The sequence below is a fragment of the Streptomyces sp. NPDC026515 genome (assembly GCF_055567595.1).
In genome coordinates this window covers 1-22,368 of the sequence record NZ_JBVHQD010000041.1, presented here as the reverse complement: position 1 = coordinate 22,368, position 22,368 = coordinate 1, and the positions used below count along the sequence as shown (strand labels likewise).

At 71.3% G+C, this 22,368-nt stretch carries 25 protein-coding genes and 1 pseudogene; 14 read left to right on the top strand and 12 right to left on the bottom strand.

Translation table 11 applies throughout. The annotated features are described in order from the left end of the window. Positions 1-16: 16 nt before the first annotated feature. Positions 17-385 (bottom strand): arsenate reductase family protein, encoded by a 369-nt coding sequence (locus tag ACZ4O3_RS43110; protein WP_467727861.1) that lies wholly within the window; start codon positions 383-385, stop codon positions 17-19. A 134-nt stretch (positions 386-519) separates the two neighbouring features. Here ACZ4O3_RS43110 and ACZ4O3_RS43105 point away from each other — a divergent pair, with 134 nt between their 5' ends. From ACZ4O3_RS43105 to ACZ4O3_RS43085, 5 genes and pseudogenes are all read left to right on the top strand, one after another. After that, on the top strand, positions 520-933 hold the full coding sequence (locus tag ACZ4O3_RS43105) for an effector-associated constant component EACC1 (RefSeq protein ID WP_467727859.1): 414 nt from the start codon (positions 520-522) through the stop codon (positions 931-933). Then, a pseudogene (locus ACZ4O3_RS43100) lies at positions 933-1,577 on the top strand (caspase family protein); the annotation flags it as partial. The gene ACZ4O3_RS43105 and the pseudogene ACZ4O3_RS43100, both read left to right, overlap by 1 nt. Positions 1,578-1,937: 360 nt before the next feature. Beyond that, positions 1,938-2,489 (top strand): peptidylprolyl isomerase, encoded by a 552-nt coding sequence (locus ACZ4O3_RS43095; protein ID WP_362728594.1) that lies wholly within the window; start codon positions 1,938-1,940, stop codon positions 2,487-2,489. Between the two features lie 196 nt (positions 2,490-2,685). Then, the gene (locus ACZ4O3_RS43090; protein ID WP_362728586.1) at positions 2,686-3,000 is read left to right on the top strand and encodes a hypothetical protein; all 315 of its coding nucleotides are present in this window, start codon (positions 2,686-2,688) and stop codon (positions 2,998-3,000) included. 553 nt (positions 3,001-3,553) lie between these two features. Further along, a complete protein-coding gene (locus ACZ4O3_RS43085; RefSeq protein WP_362726949.1) occupies positions 3,554-3,838 on the top strand; it encodes a hypothetical protein in 285 nt (94 codons plus the stop codon). Between the two features lie 27 nt (positions 3,839-3,865). Here ACZ4O3_RS43085 and pspAB read toward each other — a convergent pair whose 3' ends face one another. The 4 genes from pspAB to glnA form a co-directional block, all read right to left on the bottom strand. Further along, positions 3,866-4,450, bottom strand: a complete 585-nt coding sequence (gene pspAB / locus ACZ4O3_RS43080) for a PspA-associated protein PspAB (protein ID WP_362726952.1) — start codon at positions 4,448-4,450, stop codon at positions 3,866-3,868. Positions 4,451-4,452: 2 nt separating this feature from the next. After that, the gene (gene htpX / locus ACZ4O3_RS43075) at positions 4,453-5,373 is read right to left on the bottom strand and encodes a zinc metalloprotease HtpX (RefSeq protein WP_362726946.1); all 921 of its coding nucleotides are present in this window, start codon (positions 5,371-5,373) and stop codon (positions 4,453-4,455) included. Positions 5,374-5,478: 105 nt separating this feature from the next. Further along, entirely contained in the window at positions 5,479-5,736 is a 258-nt protein-coding gene (locus ACZ4O3_RS43070) for an SCO2583/SCO2584 N-terminal domain-containing protein (protein ID WP_362726943.1), read from the bottom strand. A 103-nt stretch (positions 5,737-5,839) separates the two neighbouring features. After that, positions 5,840-7,249 carry a type I glutamate--ammonia ligase gene (glnA, locus tag ACZ4O3_RS43065; RefSeq protein ID WP_362726941.1) on the bottom strand — a complete coding sequence of 470 codons (1,410 nt, stop codon included), beginning with the start codon at positions 7,247-7,249 and terminating at the stop codon, positions 5,840-5,842. Between the two features lie 211 nt (positions 7,250-7,460). On the opposite strand from glnA, the gene ACZ4O3_RS43060 reads away from it, so the two are divergent. Further along, on the top strand, positions 7,461-7,928 hold the full coding sequence (locus tag ACZ4O3_RS43060) for an RDD family protein (protein ID WP_362726938.1): 468 nt from the start codon (positions 7,461-7,463) through the stop codon (positions 7,926-7,928). Positions 7,929-8,009: 81 nt separating this feature from the next. Here the strand turns inward: ACZ4O3_RS43060 and ACZ4O3_RS43055 are convergent, their stop codons facing one another. Next, positions 8,010-9,653: an FAD-dependent monooxygenase gene (locus ACZ4O3_RS43055; protein WP_467727856.1), complete on the bottom strand. Its 1,644-nt coding sequence runs from the start codon at positions 9,651-9,653 to the stop codon at positions 8,010-8,012. A gap of 211 nt (positions 9,654-9,864) precedes the next feature. On the opposite strand from ACZ4O3_RS43055, the gene ACZ4O3_RS43050 reads away from it, so the two are divergent. The 7 genes from ACZ4O3_RS43050 to ACZ4O3_RS43020 are packed head-to-tail and all read left to right on the top strand — an operon-like array spanning position 9,865 to position 15,013. Beyond that, positions 9,865-10,926, top strand: coding sequence for a SchA/CurD-like domain-containing protein (locus ACZ4O3_RS43050; RefSeq protein WP_384989736.1), 1,062 nt, complete (start codon positions 9,865-9,867; stop codon positions 10,924-10,926). A gap of 40 nt (positions 10,927-10,966) precedes the next feature. Then, on the top strand, positions 10,967-11,383 hold the full coding sequence (locus ACZ4O3_RS43045; RefSeq protein ID WP_362720910.1) for a cupin domain-containing protein: 417 nt from the start codon (positions 10,967-10,969) through the stop codon (positions 11,381-11,383). Continuing rightward, on the top strand, positions 11,380-12,648 hold the full coding sequence (locus ACZ4O3_RS43040; protein WP_362720913.1) for a beta-ketoacyl-[acyl-carrier-protein] synthase family protein: 1,269 nt from the start codon (positions 11,380-11,382) through the stop codon (positions 12,646-12,648). Before ACZ4O3_RS43045 ends, ACZ4O3_RS43040 begins: the two co-directional genes overlap by 4 nt. Further along, positions 12,645-13,889 carry a ketosynthase chain-length factor gene (locus ACZ4O3_RS43035; RefSeq protein ID WP_384989734.1) on the top strand — a complete coding sequence of 415 codons (1,245 nt, stop codon included), beginning with the start codon at positions 12,645-12,647 and terminating at the stop codon, positions 13,887-13,889. Before ACZ4O3_RS43040 ends, ACZ4O3_RS43035 begins: the two co-directional genes overlap by 4 nt. Before the next feature lie 46 nt (positions 13,890-13,935). Further along, complete coding sequence (locus ACZ4O3_RS43030; protein ID WP_362722922.1) at positions 13,936-14,187, top strand: acyl carrier protein; 252 nt, start codon at positions 13,936-13,938, stop codon at positions 14,185-14,187. Between the two features lies 1 nt (position 14,188). Next, positions 14,189-14,668, top strand: a complete 480-nt coding sequence (locus ACZ4O3_RS43025) for an SRPBCC family protein (RefSeq protein WP_384989732.1) — start codon at positions 14,189-14,191, stop codon at positions 14,666-14,668. A 12-nt stretch (positions 14,669-14,680) separates the two neighbouring features. After that, positions 14,681-15,013 carry a TcmI family type II polyketide cyclase gene (locus ACZ4O3_RS43020; RefSeq protein ID WP_362722916.1) on the top strand — a complete coding sequence of 111 codons (333 nt, stop codon included), beginning with the start codon at positions 14,681-14,683 and terminating at the stop codon, positions 15,011-15,013. A gap of 78 nt (positions 15,014-15,091) precedes the next feature. Here ACZ4O3_RS43020 and ACZ4O3_RS43015 read toward each other — a convergent pair whose 3' ends face one another. The 6 genes from ACZ4O3_RS43015 to lipB form a co-directional block, all read right to left on the bottom strand. After that, positions 15,092-16,159: a methyltransferase gene (locus ACZ4O3_RS43015; RefSeq protein ID WP_362722912.1), complete on the bottom strand. Its 1,068-nt coding sequence runs from the start codon at positions 16,157-16,159 to the stop codon at positions 15,092-15,094. A 39-nt stretch (positions 16,160-16,198) separates the two neighbouring features. Then, positions 16,199-17,296 (bottom strand): right-handed parallel beta-helix repeat-containing protein, encoded by a 1,098-nt coding sequence (locus tag ACZ4O3_RS43010; RefSeq protein WP_467727853.1) that lies wholly within the window; start codon positions 17,294-17,296, stop codon positions 16,199-16,201. Between the two features lie 137 nt (positions 17,297-17,433). Beyond that, positions 17,434-18,135, bottom strand: coding sequence for a DUF4191 domain-containing protein (locus ACZ4O3_RS43005; protein WP_384989727.1), 702 nt, complete (start codon positions 18,133-18,135; stop codon positions 17,434-17,436). Positions 18,136-18,214: 79 nt separating this feature from the next. After that, on the bottom strand, positions 18,215-18,412 hold the full coding sequence (locus tag ACZ4O3_RS43000; protein WP_384989726.1) for an SCO2195 family GlnR-regulated protein: 198 nt from the start codon (positions 18,410-18,412) through the stop codon (positions 18,215-18,217). A 214-nt stretch (positions 18,413-18,626) separates the two neighbouring features. Continuing rightward, positions 18,627-19,616, bottom strand: a complete 990-nt coding sequence (gene lipA / locus ACZ4O3_RS42995; protein ID WP_362722899.1) for a lipoyl synthase — start codon at positions 19,614-19,616, stop codon at positions 18,627-18,629. Between the two features lie 107 nt (positions 19,617-19,723). Beyond that, a complete protein-coding gene (gene lipB, locus ACZ4O3_RS42990; protein ID WP_362722897.1) occupies positions 19,724-20,521 on the bottom strand; it encodes a lipoyl(octanoyl) transferase LipB in 798 nt (265 codons plus the stop codon). 248 nt (positions 20,522-20,769) lie between these two features. Between lipB and ACZ4O3_RS42985 the strand changes: the two genes are divergently transcribed. Then, positions 20,770-22,245 carry a regulator gene (locus ACZ4O3_RS42985; RefSeq protein WP_467727850.1) on the top strand — a complete coding sequence of 492 codons (1,476 nt, stop codon included), beginning with the start codon at positions 20,770-20,772 and terminating at the stop codon, positions 22,243-22,245. The last annotated feature ends 123 nt before the right edge of the window (positions 22,246-22,368 follow it).

Sequence of the window (22,368 nt, the reverse complement as noted above, 5' to 3'; positions counted from 1 at the left end):
GGGCGCTCCGCTCCGGTCACCGCTCGACCCTGGCCAGCGCTTCCTGCACCGCCTCGTCGGTACGGGCCACCAGCGCCGTCCCGTCGTCCGCGGTGATGATCGGCCGCTGGATGAGCTTCGGGTGCTCGGCGAGCGCGGTGATCCAGCGGTCGCGCGCCGCCTCGTTTCGCGCCCACTCCTTCAGCCCCAGCTCCTTCGCCACGGCCTCCTGGGTGCGGGTGATGTCCCACGGTTCGAGCCCCAGCCGCCCCAGTACCGCCCTGATCTCGTCCGCGCCCGGCACGTCCTCCAGATAGCGGCGGACGGTGTAGTCGGCACCCTCGGCATCGAGCAGGCCGATCGCGGTACGGCACTTCGAGCAGGCCGGGTTGATCCAGATCTCCATACCGGCCACGGTAGCCACCCCCCGGCACCGCCCGGCGCACCGGCGCCCGGCTTCGCGGACGGATCACCCCGGGCGCCCTTTTTCCCTATCGTGGTCGGACGGCCGACGGAATCGGGGGAGCGATGCGGGTCCGGATGACGACGACGACGGCGGACGGCGGGCAGGACGCCGTACGAGATCTGTACCGATGGCTGCGCGAGGATCCCGACGCGCGCCGCGCGGCCACCCCCGCCCTGGTGCCCGCGCCGGACGCGCCCACGCCGCCTCCTGGTACCGCGATGGGAGCGGTCGAGATCATCGAACTGGTCCTCGGCCAGGGCTTTTCGGCGCTCAACCTGGCGCTCGCGTACGCCGCCTGGCGCGGCCAGCGGCCGGCCGCCCCGCCGATCGTCATCCAGCTCGGGGACGGCCGGTCGGTCACCGTGCAGGATGGCTCGGCGGAGACCGTACGCCGCATCGTGGCCGCCCTGGAGGAACCCGCCGCCCGTCCGCGGGACCCGGACCCGGACGGGGCGGGGTCCGGGCCGGGAACGCCGGGAGGGTCGTGATGGGCCTGCCCGACCCGGCGGCCTCCCGCGCGCTGCTGATCGGCGTGAGTGAGTACGCCACCCTGCCCGTGCTGCCCTCCGTGGCGAGCGGCGTCGACGACCTGGCGAGCCTGCTCGGCGCCGACGACCTGTGGGGGCTGCGCGGCCCCAACTGCCGTGTCCTGCACGATCCGTCGTCCCCGGAAGCGGTCCTGGACGCCGTCCACGACGCCGTCACCGAGGCGACCGACCTGATGCTGGTGTACTTCGCGGGGCATGGACTGGTCTCCCAGGACGGCGACCTGTATCTCGCGCTGCCGCGCGCGGACGCGAGCCGCCTGTACCGGGCGGTGCCCTACGACGCGGTCCGCCGGATGCTGGTGTACGAGTGCGACGCGCCCCGCAAGGTCGTCATCCTGGACTGCTGCTACAGCGGCCGGGCGATGACCGGCCACCTCGGCGCGGACGGCACGCTCGCCACCCTGGCCGAGGCGGACGGGACCTACCTGATGACGGCCGCGGCCGAGACCCGGACGGCCTGGGCGCCGGAAGGGGAGAAGTACACCGCGTTCACCGGCGAACTGATCGCCGCGCTGGGCGGTGGCGTGCCCGGCGGAGCCGAACTCCTGCAGATGGACGCGCTGTTCTGGCACGTGCACCGCGAACTGACCGCCAAGTCGAGACCGAAGCCGCAGCAGCGCGCCCGCAACGGCGGACACGGCATCACCCTGGTACGGAACCGGTGGACGGCGACGCCAGGGACGAACCGCGGCGGGACGTTCACCGACGGGGCTGACGCCGGCGATGTGGGGGCGGCGGCCGGCGGCGAGGGGGTCGTGGTGCCGGGCTTCGGTGGGGTGGACACCGGTGGTTCGGCGGCTGCTGCGCCGGTCGCGGTGCCGGCCCGCCGGCCGGGGAACATGGGCGGGAAGCCCGGGGGGAACCGGGCGACGGATCTCGTGCAGGCCGCCGAGACGGTGGCCCGGAGCCGTGAGGCGCTCGCCGCGCCGTCCGGCCGCCCCCGGGTGCCCGACGGCGAACTCCACGCCGTCCTGCACACCAGCCTCGGGGACGTCACGCTGCGCCTCCTGCCGGACCACGCGCCCGGCACCGTACGGAACTTCGTCGATCTGGCCGAGGGGGCACGGGAGTGGACCGACCCGCTCAGCGGCCGGAAGACCCGGGCCAGGCTCTATGACGACACCGTCTTCCACCGCGTGATCAAGGGATTCATGATCCAGGGCGGTGACCCGCTGGGAACCGGACGGGGCGGCCCCGGCTACCAGTTCCGGGACGAGTTCCATCCCGACCTGGCCTTCGACCGGCCCTACCGGCTGGCGATGGCCAACGCCGGACCGCACACCAACGGCTCCCAGTTCTTCATCACCGTGGCACCCACCCCCTGGCTGAACCGCAAGCACACCATCTTCGGCGACGTCCTCGACGCGGCCGGCCGACGCGTCGTCGACGCCATCGCCGCGACCCCCACGAGGGCTGGTGACCGTCCCGTACGGGACGTCGTCCTGCACGGCGTCAGCGTGCACGAATCCGACTACCCCGACCAGGTCCAGCGCTAGCCGTGTTCGAATTTCCGCCGCCCCACGCGCACCATCCGAAACCGCTGAACCGGGACCGCAACAACGCGTGTCACCTGCTGTTTTGACGGCTCGTTCGGGACCCCCGATTGTCAGTGGCGGCCAGTACACTGGAAGCAGTGTTCGAGAGAGTCGCCGGAGTGTCCGGAGGCCCTCTGACCGCGACAGGAGGATGCCTGTGCCCGCTGCCGCTCTGAAGCCGAAGCCGTTGCCGACCCAGTCCACCGCGAAGCGTGCCGTCCTGCTCGACTCGCCCTACGCGCCGGCGGAGAAGCGCCCGCTGCCGGCCGGGCGGCCACGCGAGTGGTACGTCATGCACAACCGCCGCCTCAAGGCCATGCGCCTGGCCATCGCCCTGCTCGACTCCGGCGTCTACCTGCCCAACCAGGCGCGCGACGAGACGATCAGGAGCACGGCGCAGGACATCGGCATCCACCCGCCGTCCGCCACCACGTGCCACATGGTGCGGGCGCTGATGCGATATTCGCGGTGAGCCGCCGGCGCCGGGGCCGTGCGTCCGGCACGGCCCCGGCGCCCTCACCCGCGCGGCTCCCGCCGCCGGCCACCCGTTCGCCGGCCCCGGCATGCGGCCCCCTTCAACGCCCTTCACTGCCGACCACAGGTGCCGGAGGCGGCAGCCGACGGAGGGGAGCGCCGTAGGTCCGCACCGGCCGAACGGGCCGCCCGCGGCAAGGCCGCGCGCAAGCGCTTTCCCCGCCCCGCGCGCGTGCCGGCTGCCCGTCGTCCACCGGCGCGACCCCGTCGCCGTACGCGAGCGCCAGGGCCGGGTCCTGAGGGCGGCACCCGGAATCTGAGCCGGACCGGTGCCCTCACCCGGCCGGCGCCCCGAAAACGGGATGCACGCCGAGTGACCGGATCCCTACGCTGGAGACGCGTTCCGGAGCCGTCCACCACCGCTTTCCGAAGGGCCGTCCCTGCCCCGCGGACTCGGGGCTACTCTGCTACGCACCGACGGACGGCCGCCCGTCCCCCGCGTGCCGCCGGTTGCGTCGACCGCTCACACACCCACGCCACGGAGGCCCGTCATGGGCACCATCGTCCTGTCCGGAACCGTCGTCCTGGTCATCCTCGGCTTCGGAAACCACAACTGGTGGCTCGCCGCCGTCGCCCTGCTCTTCCTGTACGTCCACTACGGGCGCGGCTCGTCGTCGGCATCGTCGTCGGGCGGCCCGTCCGGCACGGGCGGGGGCACACCGAACGACTACAAGACCTACCGCGACCGCCGGGACCGCCAGGCCAGGTGGGAGCGCCGCTACCGGCGCGAGCGCCCGCTGGAGTTCCGGCGCCAGGAGCGGGACAAGGGCCGGTAGGAGCCGTGGGAGGGTGTCCCCGGCCGGTCAGAGACCGGGGGCGCCCCACACCGGGAACCAGCGGCTGAGATCCTGCTCGATCCGCAGATCGTTCGCGAGGGCCGCCTTGACCTGCAACTCCAGTGCGCTGTCCCGCCGTTCACCGGACCCGGGCAGCGGCGCGAAGGGGTAGAACGTCGCCCGCTTGTAGAGGTAGACGAGCGCGAGCCCGCGTCCGCGCTCGTCCTCGAAGGAGGCCAGGGAACACAGCAGTTGCGGGCCGAAGCCGTTGACCTCCATCGAACTGTTCACCGCGTGCAGGTCGTTGACCAGTTGCGGAAGCTGGTCCGAGGTGCGCCGCGAGACCAGCCAGGAGTAGCCGTAACCGTCCTGGCTCAGCTCGACGGGCGAGCCGCCCCGGTCGGCGTCCGCGTCCAGGAGCGCCTGCACCTCGCGGTGGGTCTGCTCGAAGGCCGCGCCCTCCACGGTGGCGAAGCACACCGCGCCCACACCGGTGGGCCGGAACCCGGCCGCCGCCTCCAGGGTGACCGCCGCCGAGGGCAGTGCGAACAACTGGTCGAGGTCGGGGGCGACGGGCTTGGTGCGGCCGAGCAGGATGTCCAGGAAGCCCATGCTCACCCGGCCTTCCCGGGCGTCGCCGCCTCACCCAGCTCCGCCGAGATCCGCCCCAGCTGCTCAAGGCGCTGCTCCAGGGGCGGGTGTGTGGAGAAGAAGCGCTCGATGCCGGGCTCCTTGCCGGTCGCCGGAGTGAAGTAGAAGGCGTTGAAGGCCTGGGCGGTACGGAGATCCTTGGTCGGGATCCGGGCGATGTCGCCGGAGACCTTGGTGAGCGCGGACGCCAGCGCGGAGGGCCGGCCGGTGAGCTGGGCGGCCGCCCGGTCGGCGGCCAGCTCCCGATACCGGCTCAGCGCCCTGATCAGCAGGAAACTGATCGCGTACACGGCCGCGGAGACCCCGATGACGGCGGCGAAGACGGCGGCCGTGTTCTGGTCCCGCCGGCCCCCGCCGAAGATCTGCGAGTAGAAGGCGAACCGCACGACCAGCCCCGCGATCACTCCGAGGAAGGACGCGACCGTGATCACGGCGACGTCCTTGTGCGCCACGTGCGACAGCTCGTGCGCGAGCACCCCCTCCAGCTCGGCGGGCTCGAGCCGGCGCAGCAGCCCCGTGGTCACACAGACGACCGCGTGGTCGGGATTCCGCCCGGTCGCGAACGCGTTGGGCATGTCCATCTCGGAGACGGCGACCACGGGTTTCGGCATGTCGGCGATGGCACACAGCCGGTCCACCACCGCGTGCAGCTGCGGATACTCCTCGCGCTCCACGACCCGGCCGCGCATGGCGAACATCGCGATCCGGTCGGAGAACCAGAACTGCGCCACGAACATCGCGCCCACCAGGACGACCACCAGCAGCCACGACTTCAGCAACACGATCAACGCGGCAACGAAGCCCACGTACAGCAATCCGAGCAGGAACAGCGTGACCGTCATCCGCACGGTCAGTCGCCGGTCGCTCCGGAAGCGGCTCTGCATCTGCCATCACCCCGCAGTCAGGCACTCGTCCCGCTGTCCAGTGTGCACCTGCCGACGCCCATGGAACGGTTCCGAACGTCCCCAGGGGCGGCAAAAGGTCCCTCTCTAGTACGGCGAACGCGTCTGCAGGCAGCCCAGCAGGACGATCACCGCCGCCACGCACCCCAGCACCAGCACCGTCGACACCCAGGACGACCGCCGCGGTGCCACCGGTCCCGGATCCGGCCGGAACGGCACCGGGCCGGGCGGGTTCTCCCGCCACCGGGCGGCCAGCATGCGGGCCCGCGCGGACGGCTCCTTCCGCTCCGCCTCGGCGGCCCACCTGAGGTCGAACTCCCGCTCCTCGTCACCCTGCCCGGACATCCCGCGTCCCCCCGTGTCGAACATCAGTACCGAGGCACGATACGACGGCGCCCCCGTCCCGGGAAACGGGAACGGGGGCGTCCGTGGCCGGAGAGCGCGCCTGTCACACGTCGAAGTACAGCTCGAACTCGTGCGGGTGCGGGCGCAGCTGGAGGGGGGCGATCTCGTTGGTGCGCTTGAAGTCGATCCACGTCTCGATCAGGTCCGGCGTGAAGACGTCGCCCGCGAGCAGGAACTCGTGGTCGGCCTCCAGACGGTCGAGGACGGCCGGGAGCGAGGTCGGGACCTGCGGGACGCCCGCGTGCTCCTCGGGGGCCAGCTCGTAGAGGTCCTTGTCGATCGGCTCGGCCGGCTCGATCTTGTTCTTGATGCCGTCCAGGCCCGCGAGCAGCAGCGCCGAGAAGGCCAGGTACGGGTTGCCGGAGGAGTCGGGCGCACGGAACTCGACGCGCTTGGCCTTCGGGTTCGAACCCGTGATCGGGATACGCATCGCGGCCGACCGGTTGCGCTGCGAGTACACCAGGTTCACCGGGGCCTCGAAGCCGGGCACGAGACGGTGGTAGGAGTTCACCGTCGGGTTGGTGAAGGCGAGCAGCGACGGGGCGTGCCTGAGGATGCCGCCGATGTAGTAGCGGGCGGTGTCCGACAGGCCCGCGTAGCCGGCCTCGTCGTAGAACAGCGGGTCGCCGTTGGCCCACAGCGACTGGTGCACGTGCATGCCCGAGCCGTTGTCACCGAAGATCGGCTTCGGCATGAAGGTCGCGGTCTTGCCGTTGCGCCACGCCACGTTCTTCACGATGTACTTGAAGAGCTGCAGGTCGTCGGCGGCGGCGAGCAGGGTGTTGAACCTGTAGTTGATCTCCGCCTGGCCGGCGGTGCCCACCTCGTGGTGCTGGCGCTCGACCTTCAGGCCGTTCTTCTCCAGCTCCAGGGAGATCTCCGCGCGCAGGTCGGCGAAGTGGTCGACCGGCGGGACCGGGAAGTAGCCGCCCTTGTAGCGGACCTTGTAACCACGGTTGTCCTCCAGGGCGCCGGTGTTCCAGGCACCCGCCTCGGAGTCGATGTGGTAGAAGGACTCGTTCGCGGTGGTCGCGAAGCGGACGGAGTCGAAGACGTAGAACTCGGCTTCGGGGCCGAAGTACGCGGTGTCGGCGATGCCGGTCGACGCGAGGTAGGCCTCGGCCTTCTTCGCCACGTTGCGCGGGTCGCGGGAGTACTGCTCGCCCGTGATCGGGTCGTGGATGAAGAAGTTGATGTTGAGCGTCTTGTCGCGGCGGAAGGGGTCGATCCGCGCCGTCGACAGGTCCGCGCGCAGCGCCATGTCGGACTCGTGGATCGCCTGGAACCCGCGGATCGAGGATCCGTCGAAGGCGAGCTCCTCGTCCGGGTCGAACGCATCGACGGGCACCGTGAAGTGCTGCATGACGCCCGGCAGGTCGCAGAATCGGACGTCGACGAACTTGACGTCCTCGTCCGCGATGAACTTCTTGGTCTCGTCGGCGTTCTGGAACATCCAGCTCCTCCTACTTCCGGGCGTTCCCGCGCCGGGGTGGTAGTTCGTTCGTGCGGCCAGTGCGGTGGCACACGCTGTCCCCGACCCTAGGGACGGGTGATTTCTCGGGCGTGACCCATTTGTTTCGCTGAAGTTAACCGGCCTTGTTCCACCGTAGCTCCGGAGCACCCCGCCGGGCACCGCCCGTCCGCCCGCGCAGTACCGTGTCCGGGTGGACAACAGGCAAGCAATGGGATCGTGGCTCTCCGGGCCCCGCGCGGCCATGGAGGAGGCCGGTGCGGAGTTCGGGTACCGGGGCGAGCAGCTCGGTCTGCCGGAGGACGGGCCGGGCTCCATCGCCCGCCCGGGGCGGCGGCTCGGCGCGCTGGTCGTGGACTGGGCGCTGTGCGTCTTGATCGCATACGGCCTGATCACCGACGGCTACAGCCCGGCCACCGGCAACTGGGCGCTGCTCGTCTTCCTCGTCCTCGGGGTCCTCACCGTCGGTACCATCGGCTTCACGCCGGGCAAGCGGCTGTTCCGGCTGCGGGTGGTCGGCGTGGAGACGGGACGGGTGCAGCCGTTGCGCGCGCTGGCCCGCACGGTGCTGCTGTGCCTGGCCGTCCCGGCGCTGGTGTGGGACCGCGACGGCAGGGGGCTCCACGACCGGCTGGCGAAGACCGTCGAGGTCCGTATGTAGCCGCGGGCCACTGGGGCCGGTCGCACCGTTCCTCCCCCAGCCTTCGGCCGGGGGTGCCCCCAGCGCCCCTCGCGGGGCGGCTCACCTGCTCCGCAGCAGCCGGGACAGCACGTCGCGCAGTTCTCCCTCCGGGTCCGCCACCGCGCCGTCCGAGCGCCAGGCCACGAATCCGTCCGGGCGCACCAGGACCGCGCCGTCCGCCGTCGTGCCGTGCGCCTCGGCCCAGTCCGTGCCCGCCTCGTCCGGGACGAGGTCGGCCCCCGCCGCCCCGATGCGGTACGTGTCCAGCCGGAGCCGCTCCGTGTCCGCGATCCGGCGGGCCGCCGCGTGCCAGGCCGCGCCCGCCGCGGAGCCCGCGTCGCTGAGCAGCACCAGGGACCGCTCGTACAGGTCCAGCGTGGAGAGCCGTTCGCCCGCGCGCCGCAGCCACAGATGGGGGGCCCGGCTGCCCGGCCGGCCGGTCAGGTTCATCCCATCGGGTACGACCGGCTCGCCCGGGTCCGCGCCGACGACCGCGCCCTTCGGGTACCGGTAGCCGAGGACGATGTTGAGGATCCCGTCGCGCTTGCCGGCACCGATGCCGGGCGCGGGCGCGAACCCGGGGTGGCTGTGCTCCACCGAGCGGGCCGAGGCGCGGGCGCTGGTGGCGACGGCGACCGGGCGGCGCTCGGCGTCGTACGACTCCAGCAGCCCGGGGCCTGCCCAGCCGTCGAGCACGGCCGCCAGCTTCCACGCCAGGTTGTGCGCGTCCTGGATGCCGGTGTTGGAGCCGAACGCGCCGGTCGGCGACATCTCGTGCGCCGAGTCGCCGGCCAGGAAGACCCGCCGGTCCGCGTACCGTTCGGCGACCCGTTCGGCCGCCCGCCAGGAGGCACGGCCGGTGATCTCGACGTCGAGGTCGGCAACGCCCACCGCCCGGCGGATGTGCCGGGTGAGCCGCTCCTCGGTGAACTCCTCGAGGGTTTCGCCGCGTTCGGGGTGCCAGGGGGCGTGGAAGACCCAGCGCTCCTTGTTGTCGACGGGCAGCAGCGCGCCGTCCGCCTCCGGGCCGGTGAGGTAGCAGCAGATGAACCGCCGGTCCCCGACCGTGTGCGCGAGAAGCTTGGAGCGGAAGGTGATGCTCACGTTGGCGAACAGGTCGCCGGGGCCCGTCTGGCCGATGCCTAGCCGGCCCCGGACCGGGCTGCGCGGCCCGTCGGCGGCGACCAGGTAGTCCGCGCGGACGGTGTACATCCGGTCGGAGTCACGGTCGCGGACGTACGCGGTCACTCCTTCGGGGTCCTGCTCGAAGGACTCCATCTCGTGGAAGTAGCGCAGCTCGCCGGTGAGGGACTCGGCCGCCTGGCGCAGCACCGGCTCCAGGTCGTTCTGGCTGCACAGGCACCAACCCGTAGGGCTGAATCTCGCGATGCCGCCGCCGGGGTCGATCTCCCTGAACAGCCAGTCGCCGGCGTCGCCGGCCAGCGTCGGGGCCTGCAGGATGCCGTGGTTGTCGGCGAGGAGTGAGGCGGCGGACTTGATGCCGGGCTCGATGCCGGCCTTCCGGAACAGCTCCATGGTCCGCACGTTGTTGCCCCGGCCACGGGGGTGGACCGAGGTCCCGGAGTGCCGCTCGATCAGCATGTGCCGTACGCCTAGACGGCCCAGGAACAGGGACATGGACAGGCCCACGAGGGAGCCGCCCACGACGAGGACGGGGACCTGGTGATCGGTTCTGTGCTGCATCGGGAACTCCAGGAACGGGTGGCGGGGCGTCAGGTGCCTTGGGACTTCCATGCCCCTTCCGCGCCGTTCGGAGGGGTTCCGCGTGCGCAATCACCCACCTGGTTCACGCGAGTCGCGCGCTTCCGAGGACCGGCACAGGATCAAGAAGCGCTGACGCCGCGTCATCGGCGGAGGCGTAGGCCGCTGCCCCAGCGAAGGAGATGTGCGAAGCATGACGACGATCTCGGAAAAGGTTTCGGAAAAGCTGACCCGCCCGGTGTCGAAACGGGTCTCCCAGACCGTCTTCGACGGCTCCCGGCTCCGGGTCGTCCTGCTCGTGGACGTCTTCGACGGCGCGCAGCAGCAGTTCCTGGAGGCCTACGAGCAGCTGGGCAGCCAGGTCGCCAAGGTGCCCGGGCACGTCAGCGACCAGCTCTGCCAGTCGATCGAGAACCCCTCCCAGTGGCTGATCACCAGCGAGTGGGAGAGCGCCCCGCCGTTCCTCGCCTGGGTGAACAGCGAGGAGCACGTGGAGATGGTGAAGCCGCTGCACAGCTGCGTCCGGGACACCCGTTCGCTGCGTTTCCAGGTGGTCCGTGAGACCGGCGGCCCGTCGGCGGACGCGGAGCGGATCCTGCAGGACGGGCCGCGGGTGGGCGACGGCGTGATCCGCCACGCGCTCACCTTCACGGTCCGGCCGGGCAGCGAGGAGAAGGTCGCGAAGCTGCTCTCGGACTACGCCTCGCCGCAGCCGGAGGTCGACGACTCCACCCGCCTGTGCCGGACCTCGCTGTTCATGCACGGCAACCGGGTGGTGCGGGCCATCGAGGTGCGCGGCGACCTGATGGCCGCCCTGCGCCATGTCGCCCGGCAGCCCGAGGTGCGGGCCGTCGAGGAGGCCATCAACCCCTACCTGGAGCAGGACCGGGACCTCAACGACCAGGAATCCGCACGGTTGTTCTTCACCCGGGCGGCGCTGCCGGCCGTGCACCACGTCGTCGCCGAGGAGCTGGCCGAGGGCGACCGCCACGCGCTCTGCTACCCGGCCCGTCCGGGCTGCGGGCTGCGGCTCGCCGAGCTGCTGGCGCAGCAGGACGAGGCATCGGCCGAGGACCCGGCCAGCCCGGTGCTGCACAGCACGGTCTTCCAGCGTGACGACATCGTCGTACGGCTGGTCGAGCAGCGGCCCGGCACCCCCGTGGACACCGTCCCGGCCCACGCGCTGACCGCACTGCTGGACGGGGAGGCGGTGCGGATGAGGCTCCTCACCGACCGCCGCTCGCCCGACGCCTGACTCCCCCCACCGCCGGATCACCCCCACGGAGGAACTAGAGATGAAGCCCATTCCCAAGATCGTGGATCTCAGCGAGATCGAGCCCAACACGCGGCGCGGCGGCGACCTGCGCGCCATGCTCACCCCGGCCACGGTCGGTTCCACCAGCGGTTTCATGGGTGTGGCCATCGTGCAGCCGGGCGACCGGATCGCCGAGCACTACCACCCGTACTCCGAGGAATTCGTGTACGTGGTCTGCGGTGAGATGGAGGTCGACCTGGACGGCGAGCCGCACCCGCTGCGGCCCGAGCAGGGCCTGATGATCCCCATCAACATGAAGCACCGTTTCCGCAACGTCGGCAGCGCCGAGGCCCGGATCGTCTTCCACCTCGGCCCGCTGGCACCCCGCCCGGCGCTGGGCCACGTCGACACGGAGGAGACGGAAGCCGCCGTCGCCGTGGGGCAGGTCCGGTCGTGACCCGGCGCGTGGCGGTTACGGGCATAGGCATCGTGGCTCCGGGGGGTGTGGGCGTACCGGCGTTCTGGGACTTGCTCGCCTCCGGCCGGACCGCGACGCGCGGCATCACCTTCTTCGACCCCTCCGGCCTCAGGTCGCGGATCGCGGCCGAGTGCGACTTCGACCCGGCGGCGCACGGGCTTGCCACGGAGGAGATCGAACGGGCGGACCGATACATACAGTTCGCCCTGGTCGCCGGTGACGAGGCGGTCCGGGACTCCGGTCTCGACCTGGCCAGGGAGAACCCCTGGCGGGTCGGGGTGTCCCTGGGCACGGCGGTCGGTGGAACCACCCGTCTGGAGCACGACTACGTCCTGGTGAGCGCCGGCGGTCAGCACTGGGACGTGGACCACCGGCAGGCGCAGCCCCAGCTGCACCGGGCGTTCTCCCCGAGCACCCTTGCCTCCGCGGTGGCGGAACGTTTCGGCGCCCAGGGTCCGGTACAGACCGTCTCCACCGGCTGCACCTCGGGCCTGGACGCCGTGGGCTACGCCTTCCACACCGTGCAGGAGGGGCGCGCCGACATCTGCATCGCCGGTGCCTCGGACTCCCCGATCTCACCCATCACCATGGCCTGCTTCGACGCGATCAAGGCCACCTCCCCGAACAACGACGACCCCGAGCACGCCTCGCGCCCCTTCGACAACCGCCGTGACGGCTTCGTCATGGGGGAGGGCGGCGCGGTGCTCGTCCTGGAGGAGCTGGAGCACGCCAAGGCCCGCGGCGCGCACATCTACTGCCAGCTCGACGGCTACGCCACCTTCGGCAACGCCTACCACATGACCGGTCTCACCAGCGAGGGCCTGGAGATGGCCCGCGCCATCGAGACCGCTCTCGACCACGCCCGCCTCGACCCCACCGCCATCGACTACGTCAACGCGCACGGCTCGGGCACCCGGCAGAACGACCGCCACGAGACCGCGGCCGTGAAGAAGGCGCTCGGGCAGCACGCGTACAGCACGCCCATGAGCTCCATCAAGTCCATGGTGGGCCACTCGCTCGGCGCGATCGGCGCGATCGAGGTCGTCGCCTGCGTGCTCGCCCTGGCCCACCAGGTCGTCCCGCCCACCGCGAACTACGAGACCCCCGATCCCGAGTGCGACCTCGACTACGTGCCCCGGGTCGCCCGCGAACGGCCCCTGGGCGGCGTCCTGTCCGTGGGCAGCGGGTTCGGCGGCTTCCAGTCCGCGGTGATCCTGACCCGGCAGAGAGGACGGACACGATGAGCGAACCCCGGTCTCGACGGGCGGCCGTCACCGGCATCGGTGTCGTCGCGCCCAACGGAACCAGCACGGAGACCTTCTGGAAATCCGTCCAGGAGGGACGCAACGTCCTCGACAAGGTGACCCGCGACGGCTGCGATCACCTGCCCATGAAGGTGGCCGGCGAGGTCCGTGACTTCGACCCGGCGGCCGCCGTCGCGGAACGCCTCATCGTCCAGACCGACCGCTTCACGCACTTCGCGATGGCCGCGGCCGACCTGGCACTCGAAGACGCCCGGCTCGGCCGCGCCGACACCGACGGTTCGCCGTTCGACGTCGGCGTGGTCACCGCGGCCGGCTCCGGCGGCGGCGAGTTCGGCCAGCGCGAGCTCCAGCGGCTCTGGGGCAAGGGCAGCCGGTTCGTCGGCCCCTACCAGTCCATCGCCTGGTTCTACGCGGCCAGCACCGGCCAGATCTCCATCAGGCGCGGCTTCAAGGGGCCCTGCTCGGTCGTCGCCGCCGACGAGGCCGGCGGCCTGGACGCCCTGGCGCACGCCGCCCGCGCGGTGCGACGCGGTACCGACGTCATCGTGGCCGGTTCCACCGAGGCGCCCATAGCTCCGTACTCGATGGTCTGCCAGCTCGGCTACGAGGAACTCAGCCGGGAGACCGACCCGGCCCGCGCCTACCGTCCGTTCACCGAACAGGCCTGCGGGTTCGTGCCGGCCGAGGGCGGCGCCATGCTCGTCGTGGAGGACACCGGCTCGGCCCGCAGACGCGGACTGCCGGTCCGGGCCACCATCGACGGACACGCGTCGACCTTCACCGGGGCCTCCCGCTGGGCCGAGTCGCGGGCCGGGCTCGCCGAGGCGATCCGCGGCGCCCTCGCCGAGGCCGGCTGCGCCCCCGAGGAGATCGACGTGGTCTTCGCCGACGCCCTCGGCGTGCCGGCGGCCGACCGGGCGGAGGCGCTGGCCATCACCGACGTGCTCGGCACGCACGGCAGGCGGGTGCCCGTCACCGCGCCCAAGACCGGGATCGGCCGGGGGTACTGCGCGGCCCCCGTGCTGGACACCGCCGCGGCGGTCCTCGCCATGGAACACGGCCTGATCCCGCCGACCCCGGGTGTCCACGACATCTGCCACGACCTCGACCTCGTGACCGGCAGCGCCCGCGCCGCCGCACCACGCACGGCGCTGGTCCTCAGCCGGGGACTCATGGGGTCGAACTCGGCACTCGTGCTGCGGCACGGCGCGGCCGGGTGAGCCGGAGAAGAGACAGCTGCCCAGCAGCGAAGAAGGAGGAGTCCCCATGTCCATCACCGTGGACGAACTGTCCGAACTCATGAAGAAGGCCGCCGGCGTCACCGTCGCCCCGGCCGACCTCCAGGACCGGGCGGACAGCGGTTTCGACGCCCTCGGCGTCGACTCGCTCGGCCTGCTCGGCATCGTCGGCGAGCTGGAGAACCGGCACGGCGTGCCCATGCCGGTGGACGCCGAGCGGTGCAAGACCCCCCGCCAGTTCCTCGACCTCGTCAACAGCGCCATGCCCGCGGGAGCCTGACATGACCGGACACACCCAGAACGAGATCACCATCGCCGCGCCCGTCGACCTGGTCTGGGACATGACCAACGACGTGGCCAACTGGCCCCAGCTGTTCAGCGAGTACGCCGCCGCCGACATCCTCGAGCAGGAGGGGAACAAGGTCACCTTCCGGCTGACCATGCACCCCGACGAGAACGGCAAGGTGTGGAGCTGGGTCTCCGAGCGCGAGACGGACCGCCGCGGCCTGCGGGTCAAGGCCCGCCGGGTCGAGACCGGCCCGTTCGCGCACATGGACATCGTCTGGCAGTACGAGGAGGTCCCCGCCGGCACCCGGATGGTCTGGACCCAGGACTTCGCCATGAAGCCGGAAGCCCCCGTCGACGACGAGTGGATGACCGACAACATCAACCGGAACTCCAAGGTCCAGATGGCCCTGATCCGGGACAAGATCGAGAAGGCGGCCACCGGCCGGCGCCCCGACCCGGCCCTGGCCGACTGAGCGGAGGACACCGTGCACCAAGCCCTGATCGTCGCCCGTATGGCGCCGGGCTCCGCTCCCGACATCGCGAAGGTGTTCGCGGAGTCCGACCGGGGAGAGCTGCCGCACCTCGTCGGGGTGGTCCGGCGCAGCCTCTTCCAGTTCGGCGATGTGTACATGCACCTCGTCGAGTCCGAGCGCGAGCCCGGACCCGCCATCGCCAAGGTCACCTCGCACCCCGAGTTCAAGGGCATCAGCGAGCGCCTCACGGCGTACGTCAGCGCGTACGACCCGGAGACCTGGCGTTCCCCGAAGGACGCGATGGCGCAGCGCTTCTACCTCTGGGAGCGCGACGGCGGTGTGTGAACCGTCGTACCGCCGTACGCCGACGGTGCCGGACCCGCGCACGACGCGGGCCCGGCACCGGCATGTCCGGGGCCTGCCTCAGGCGGGCACCATGCAGTCGAAGGCGTGCAGGTACGGGTTGACCGGGCGGATGTCGTTGACGCTCAGACCCGCGTCGGTCAGCCGGCGCACCATGCTGTCGGTGGTGTGCTTGGCACCGCCGACGTTCAGGAGCAGCAGCAGGTCCATCGCGGTGCTGAACCGCATCGACGGGGTGTCGTCGACCAGGTTCTCGATCACCACGACCCGGGCCCCGGGGCCGCCCGCCGCGACCACGTTGGCCAGCAGCTGCGCGGTGGACTCGTCGTCCCACTCCAGGATGTTCTTGATGATGTAGACGTCCGAGTCGACCGGCACGGCCTCCCGGATGTCACCCGGCACGATCCGTGCCCGGTCCTCCAGGTCACCGCCCGCGCGCAGCCGCGGCAGGGCCTTCTCCACCACCTTCGGCAGATCCAGCAGGTAGCCCTTCATCGCCGGGTACTTGTCCAGCAGGCAGGCCACCACGTGCCCCTGTCCGCCGCCGAGGTCCGCGACCGAGCGGCTGCCGGACAGGTCGAGCAGGGCCGCGACCTCACGGGCCGACTGCTCGCTGGAGGTGGTCATCGCCCGGTTGAAGACGTCCGCCGACTCCGGGGCGTCCTCGTTCAGGTAGACGAAGAACTCCTTGCCGTAGAGGTCCTCGATGACGTTGCGGCCGCTGCGCACCGCCTCGTCGAGCTTCGGCCAGGCGTCCCAGGTCCACGGCTCGGTGCACCACAGGGCGATGTACCGCAGGCTGTGCGGGTCGTCCTCGCGCAGCAGCCGGGAGGTCTCGGTGTGGGCGAACGTCCCGTCCGGACGCTCGGCGAAGACGCCGTAGCAGGACAGGGCGCGCAGCAGCCGGCGCAGCGGCCGGGGGTCGGTCTGCACCGCGGACGCCAGGCTCTCCACGGTCATCGGGGCGTCCCCGAGCGCGTCCGCGACGCGCAGCCGGGCGGCCGCGCGGACGGCGGCGGCACAGGCCGCCCCGAACACGAGCTCGCGCAGCCGCATCGACGGGGGCGGCGCGTCCTGGCGCGTCGGCTCCGTCGCCGGCGCCGAGAGGTCGCGTGCTGGTGCGGTCATGTGCCGCCTTCCTTCCTTCGGGGTCGTACGGCTGTCAGGTCAGCACAGACCCGCGGGCTTGGACTTCTTGCAGCTGTTGCTCTTGAATTTGTTGCCGTGCTTGGCGGCTTCCTGGTTGATCAGGTCGGCGGGAGCGTTGCCCGACAGCTTGTTGCGGGTGACCTGGTTCTTGTCGCTGGTGGCGCCCACGAAGCTCTTGAAGACCACGATGCCGCCGGACAGCGGGGACTTGCCGGAGTTGCCGGTGACGGTGTTCCCGGTCACCAGGGTGTCCTCGGCGCCGGTCAGGACGATGCCGGAGCCCTGCAGGAAGAACAGCCGGGCGGTCTTCTTGCAGTACTTGTTGTTCTTGACGACCTGGTTGTCGGCGATGACGATGCGGCCGGCCTTCGGCTTGTTCTCGTCGCCGACGACGAAGACGCCCGCGCAGTTGCCGTTCACCGAGTTGTCCGAGACGGTCAGGTTGCGCAGCCGGCGCACGGTGACGCCGACCCGGTTCTTCTCCACCAGGTTGTGCTCGACCACCGTGCCGTGGGTGTCGGTGGCACCCTTCTCCGTGGTGATCGAGTTGGCGAGGAACAGCCCCGCGTCGCCGTTGCTCCGGATGACGTTGTACCGGTAGGCGCTGCGCACGGAGCGCTCTTCGGCGATGCCCCACAGGCCGTTCTTGACGGCGGCCACGCCGTGCACGTTCAGGTTGGCCGTGTCGGCCGCCATGACCCCGGTCCGGGAGAACCCGGTCAGGGTCATCCGGGTGATGGTGACGTTCTCGACGGGCCTGCTCTTGGTGCCGACCACGCAGATGCCGTTGCCCGTCTCCGCGCAGGACTTCCCGGCGGCGGCCTTCCCCGACGTGGCCTTCCTGGCCTTCTTCGCCTTCTTGACCGGCTGGAGCACGGTCGCCGGGCCCACGCCGCTCAGGGTGAGGTCGGACTTGGTCACCCGGACGCTCTGGCGGTACGTGCCGGCCAGCACCATGACGGTGTCGCCGGGCCTGGCGGCGTCGACCGCCTTCTGGATGGACTCGCCCGGATGCACCAGGAAAACGTGGTGCGTGGCGGTCGCCGGAGCGGCGCCGAGGAGGGAGCCGCACAGGGCGGCGCTGCACGCGAGGTATGTGATATGGCGTTTTGTCACATTGGTCAGGTTAAGAGCAGATGACCCGATAACCCGCCGGATGCTCTGTTCGGCGGCGTGTCCTCCGGACCGCGCGGGAAACGACGAAGGCGCGGCGGTCGCACTCGACCACCGCGCCCCGGATCCGCTGGCGTGTTCTACCGCCCCCGCGGCCCGCCCTTGGGCATCCGCATGCCCTTGGGCATCGGGCCCTTCGGCAGCGGCATGTTGCTCATCAGGTCGCCCATCGCCCGCAGCCGGTCGTTGGTGGTCGTCACCTGGGGACCGCTCAGGACCCGCGGGAACTTGAGCATCGTGGTCCGCAGCTTCTTCAGGTCGACCTGGCCCTCGCCGGTGCCCACGATCACGTCGTGCACCGGCACATCGGCCACGATCCGGGCCATCTTCTTCTTCTCGGCGGCCAGCAGGGTCTTCACCCGGTTCGGGTTGCCCTCGGCGACCAGGACGATGCCGGCTTTGCCGACGGCCCGGTGCACCACGTCCTGGTTGCGGTTCATCGCCACCGCCGGGGTCGTCGTCCAGCCCCGCCCGATGTTGTCCAGAACGGCGGCCGCGGCGCCCGGCTGGCCCTCCATCTGGCCGAAAGCCGCCCGCTCGGCCCGGCGGCCGAAGACGATGGCCGTCGCGAGGAAGGCGAGCAGCAGGCCCAGGATGCCCAGATAGACCGGATGGCCGATCAGGAAGCCGATCACGAGGAAGACGGCAAGGGTGCCGAGACCGACACCCGCAAGTACAAGACCGATCACCTTGTCGGCCTTGCGGGTCATCTTGTACGTCAGGACGATCTGCTTCAGTCGTCCCGCATTCGCAGCGTCCGCTGCGGGTTCCTTCCTCGCCATGCCCCGAAGTCTACGTGGCCCCGGGAGTGCCTTCGACGGCAGTGCCCGGGAAGGGCTGGAGAAGGGCTGGGGGAGGCCGTCAGGGGCGGCCGGCGACCTGCTCCAGGAAGCGCTGCGCCTCGACCCGGTCCTTGGCGCGACGGCGGTCCTCGAGCACGGAGGTCCAGGCGTTCTGGCGGGCGGTGCGCTGGCCGCCGCTCATCAGGAGGGACTCGACGGCGCGCAGTGCGTCGGTGAGGGACGGGATGGCGTTGGCGCGGACGGGCGCGGCCTGCATGGTGAAGGTTCTCCCTCGGCGTGGGTGTACGTGCTGTGATTCCAGGGTCACTGTTCGGTGTTACCAGGGCGTGACCGACCGGTCAAACACCAATGAAACCTTGATACGCGGCCCCCGCACGCCGACGCGGTCCTGACGGGCGTCCTCATCAGCGAGGACGGTCAGGACCGCGGTCATTCGGTCATTACTGGCCGGTAGTAACTTGTGCGCGAGTTCACACAGTCTGCGCGGCGGTGAGGGAGCCGCCCCGCCGGGGAGCGTCCGTCTGACGCAGCTCCATCGCCATCCCGTACAGGCGCCCGGCCCGGTAGGAGGAGCGGACCAGCGGCCCGGACATCACCCCGGAGAAGCCGATCTGCTCGGCCTCCTCCTTCAGCTCCACGAACTCCTGCGGCTTGACCCAGCGCTCCACCGGGTGGTGCCGCACGCTCGGGCGCAGGTACTGCGTGATGGTGATCAGCTCGCAGCCGGCCTCGTGCAGCTGCCGCAGCGCCTCGGAGACCTCCTCGCGGGTCTCGCCCATGCCGAGGATGAGGTTGGACTTGGTGACCAGGCCGAAGTCGCGGGCCTCGGTGATGACCTTCAGCGAACGCTCGTAGCGGAAGCCGGGACGGATCCGCTTGAAGATCCGGGGCACCGTCTCGACGTTGTGCGCGAACACCTCGGGACGGGACTCGAAGACCTCGCGGAGCAGCTCCGGGACGGCGTTGAAGTCCGGGGCGAGCAGCTCGACCTTGGTGCGGCCGGCCTCGCGCTCCGCCGTCTGCGCGTGGATCTGGCGCACCGTCTCGGCGTACAGCCAGGCGCCGCCGTCCTCCAGGTCGTCGCGGGCGACGCCGGTGATGGTGGCGTAGTTCAGGTCCATGGCGACCACGGACTCGCCCACGCGGCGCGGCTCGTCGCGGTCGAGCGCCTCGGGCTTCCCGGTGTCGATCTGGCAGAAGTCGCAGCGCCGGGTGCACTGGTCGCCGCCGATGAGGAAGGTCGCCTCGCGGTCCTCCCAGCACTCGTAGATGTTCGGGCAGCCGGCTTCCTGGCAGACCGTGTGCAGGCCCTCGCTCTTCACGAGGTTCTGCATCTTCGTGTACTCGGGGCCCATTTTCGCCCGGGTCTTGATCCACTCGGGCTTGCGCTCGATGGGGGTCTGGGCGTTCCGGACCTCCAGGCGCAGCATCTTGCGTCCGTCGGGTGTGACTGCGGACACGTCGGCTCCCTGTAACTTCGATTCCTCGGCGTACACCAGGGTACGCCCGTGATTGCTGGGCCCTTCCGTGGAGGCCAACCCCTCGGCCGCAGGGCGCATTCCCTAAGTCAGGCGGGGGTCTTCTCGATCTCGCGCGGCTTGAGCTCCGCGTTCTCGAGGACGTCCTTCAGGTGGCGCTCCACCACCGGCAGGACCTCCGCGATCGTCACGTCCCGGCCCAGCTCGGCCGCCAGGGAGGCCACTCCGGCGTCCCGGATGCCGCACGGGATGATCCGGTCGAACCACTTGTTGTCCGGGTTCACGTTGAGCGCGAAGCCGTGCATCGTGACGCCCTTGGCCACCCTGATACCGATCGCGGCGATCTTCCGGTCCTCGCGGCGCTGCCCGGCGTTGGAGGGCGCGTACTCCGGGCCGTCGAGGCGGGGGTCGAACTCCTCGTCCTGCAGCCGGGGGTCGAAGTCCAGGGACAGGCCCCCGAGCGCCGGCCGCCGCTCGACGGGGTCGCCGAGCACCCACACCCCGCTGCGCCCCTCGACCCGGGTGGTCTCCAGGCCGAACTCGGCGCAGACGCGGATCAGTGCCTCCTCCAGGCGCCGTACGTGCGCGACCACGTCCACCGGGCGCGGGAGCTTCTGGATCGGGTAGCCCACCAGCTGGCCCGGACCGTGCCAGGTGATCTTGCCGCCGCGGTCCACGTCGATGACCGGGGTGCCGTCCAGCGGCCGCTCGCTGTCCGCGGTGCGCCGGCCCGCCGTGTACACCGGAGGGTGTTCGAGCAGGAGCACTGTGTCGGGCGTCTCGTCGGCGAACCGCGCCGCGTGCACCCGGCGCTGCTCGTCCCAGGCCTCCTGGTACTCGACGGCGTCCGCGCCGAACCCCATACGGACGAACCGCAACTCACTCACGGCAAGCGCCTCCCTCGGGCGATGGGTGTGTCAGGCACATAACGCGCCCAAGCCACTGTACGTCCGCCCGTCGCGCGTCAGCCCTGGGGTCAATCCTCACACGATCGGATGAATGAAGGTCGAGATGTGCGACCTGCTGCTCACTCTCCGCTACATTCGCGCCGTTCAAGAGCGCCAAAAGGGCTGCTCACCGGCAATCCGGGCACAAGCTACCGAGCTGAGCCAGAAGGCAGGAGACCGCACCCCAGATGACCGACCGACCCGCGCAGCGCACCCCCAACCGCCAGCTCGCCGCGCTCATCGCAGAAGCAGGGTTCTCCAACGCGGGTCTGGCCCGTCGGGTCGACCAGCTCGGTCTCGAACACGGGCTGGACCTCAGATACGACAAGACGTCGGTCACCCGATGGCTGCGCGGCCAGCAGCCCCGGGGCACGACCCCCGCCCTGATCGCCGAGGTCTTCACCCGGCGCCTGGGCCGCCGGCTCACCGCCCAGGACCTGGGCCTGGACGCCTGCGCCCCGGTGTACGCCGGGCTGGAGTTCGCGTCCTCCCCCGAGGAGGCCGTCGACATCGTCAGCGGGCTGTGGCGCAAGGACTCCGGCAGCCACGCCGAGCTCCGCAAGATCGCGTTCACCCCGGCCGGGCTCGTGGTGCCCAGCCGGGACTGGCTGATCGGCCGCGCGGACGACCGGGTGGCCCGCGGCGAACCGGCACCGGCGGCGGTGGCCCGGGTCCCGGCGCAGACCCGGCCCGCCGCCGTGCCCAGGCAGACACCCGCGGCGCCGGGACGCCCGCGCGGCCAGGCCGAACGCGGGCCCGGCCAGCGGGTCACCGGCGGGGACATCGCCGCGCTGCGCTCGGTCGGCGAACTGTTCCGTACGCTCGACGACGCGTACGGCGGCGGGCACGCCCGGCAGGCCCTGGTGCGCTACCTGGAGCACGAGTGCGAGCCGATGCTGCGCGGCACGTACGGCGAGCAGACCGGCCGCAAGCTGTTCGGCGCGGCCGCCGACCTGACCCGGCTGGCCGGCTGGACGTCGTACGACATCGCCGCGCACGGGCTCGCCCAGCGGTACTTCGTCCAGTCCCTGCGCCTGGCCCAGGCCGCCGGGGACCGCTCCTACGGCTCCTATGTGCTGGTCACCATGAGCCGCCAGGCCGTCTACCTCGGCCACGGCCGGGAGGCGGTGCAGCTGGCGCGGGTGGCCCAGCAGGGCGTGGGCACCAGCGCCCCGCCGATCGTGCAGGCGCTCCTGCACGCGGCCGAGGCCCGCGCGCACGGGGTCCTCGGCGAGGTACGGGCGTGCACCGGCGCGCTGGTCCGGGCCGAACGCGCCCTGGAGACCGCCCGGCCCGGCGACGACGTGCCCCACTGGGCCCGTTTCTTCGACGAGGCGCAGCTCGCCGACGAGCTCGGCCACTGCCACCGGGATCTCCAGCAGTTCCGGGCGTCCGCGCAGCACGCGGAGCGCTCGCTGCAGCTCCGTGCGCCCTCCTACGCGCGCAGCCGCCTCTTCTGCCGGATCGTCCTCGCCACGGCCCGTCTGGGCCTCGGCGAACTCGACCAGGCGTGCACGCTCGGCGCGGAGGCGGCGGGCGCCGCGGCGGAGATGCGCTCGGTGCGCGCGATCGAGTACGTCAGGGACTTCGAGCGCCGGCTGGAGCCGTACAAGGACGCGGCGCCGGTGAAGGGGTACCGGGAAAAGGTCGCCGCACTGACCTGACGGTCCGCTGCGCGGTGCCGCGGCCCGCCGTGGCGGTGATCGGTCACGCCGGTTCCGGTCCGTCGCCGGGTGTGGCGCCGTCGTGGCCGGTCGCAGTTCCCCGCGCCCCTGAAGGGGCGCGTC

Coding starts and splice junctions, on each gene's coding strand:
- ACZ4O3_RS43050 (WP_384989736.1), top strand. CDS start 9,865: ATGACGACGATCTCGGAAAAGGTTTCGGAAAAGCTGACCCGCCCGGTG.
- ACZ4O3_RS43110 (WP_467727861.1), bottom strand. CDS start 385: ATGGAGATCTGGATCAACCCGGCCTGCTCGAAGTGCCGTACCGCGATC.
- ACZ4O3_RS43105 (WP_467727859.1), top strand. CDS start 520: ATGACGACGACGACGGCGGACGGCGGGCAGGACGCCGTACGAGATCTG.
- ACZ4O3_RS43055 (WP_467727856.1), bottom strand. CDS start 9,653: ATGCAGCACAGAACCGATCACCAGGTCCCCGTCCTCGTCGTGGGCGGC.
- pspAB (WP_362726952.1), bottom strand. CDS start 4,450: ATGGGCTTCCTGGACATCCTGCTCGGCCGCACCAAGCCCGTCGCCCCC.
- htpX (WP_362726946.1), bottom strand. CDS start 5,373: ATGCAGAGCCGCTTCCGGAGCGACCGGCGACTGACCGTGCGGATGACG.
- ACZ4O3_RS43030 (WP_362722922.1), top strand. CDS start 13,936: ATGTCCATCACCGTGGACGAACTGTCCGAACTCATGAAGAAGGCCGCC.
- glnA (WP_362726941.1), bottom strand. CDS start 7,249: ATGTTCCAGAACGCCGACGAGACCAAGAAGTTCATCGCGGACGAGGAC.
- ACZ4O3_RS43070 (WP_362726943.1), bottom strand. CDS start 5,736: ATGTCCGGGCAGGGTGACGAGGAGCGGGAGTTCGACCTCAGGTGGGCC.
- ACZ4O3_RS43085 (WP_362726949.1), top strand. CDS start 3,554: ATGGGCACCATCGTCCTGTCCGGAACCGTCGTCCTGGTCATCCTCGGC.
- ACZ4O3_RS43035 (WP_384989734.1), top strand. CDS start 12,645: ATGAGCGAACCCCGGTCTCGACGGGCGGCCGTCACCGGCATCGGTGTC.
- ACZ4O3_RS43000 (WP_384989726.1), bottom strand. CDS start 18,412: ATGCAGGCCGCGCCCGTCCGCGCCAACGCCATCCCGTCCCTCACCGAC.
- ACZ4O3_RS42985 (WP_467727850.1), top strand. CDS start 20,770: ATGACCGACCGACCCGCGCAGCGCACCCCCAACCGCCAGCTCGCCGCG.
- ACZ4O3_RS43005 (WP_384989727.1), bottom strand. CDS start 18,135: ATGGCGAGGAAGGAACCCGCAGCGGACGCTGCGAATGCGGGACGACTG.
- ACZ4O3_RS43025 (WP_384989732.1), top strand. CDS start 14,189: ATGACCGGACACACCCAGAACGAGATCACCATCGCCGCGCCCGTCGAC.
- ACZ4O3_RS43045 (WP_362720910.1), top strand. CDS start 10,967: ATGAAGCCCATTCCCAAGATCGTGGATCTCAGCGAGATCGAGCCCAAC.
- ACZ4O3_RS43015 (WP_362722912.1), bottom strand. CDS start 16,159: ATGACCGCACCAGCACGCGACCTCTCGGCGCCGGCGACGGAGCCGACG.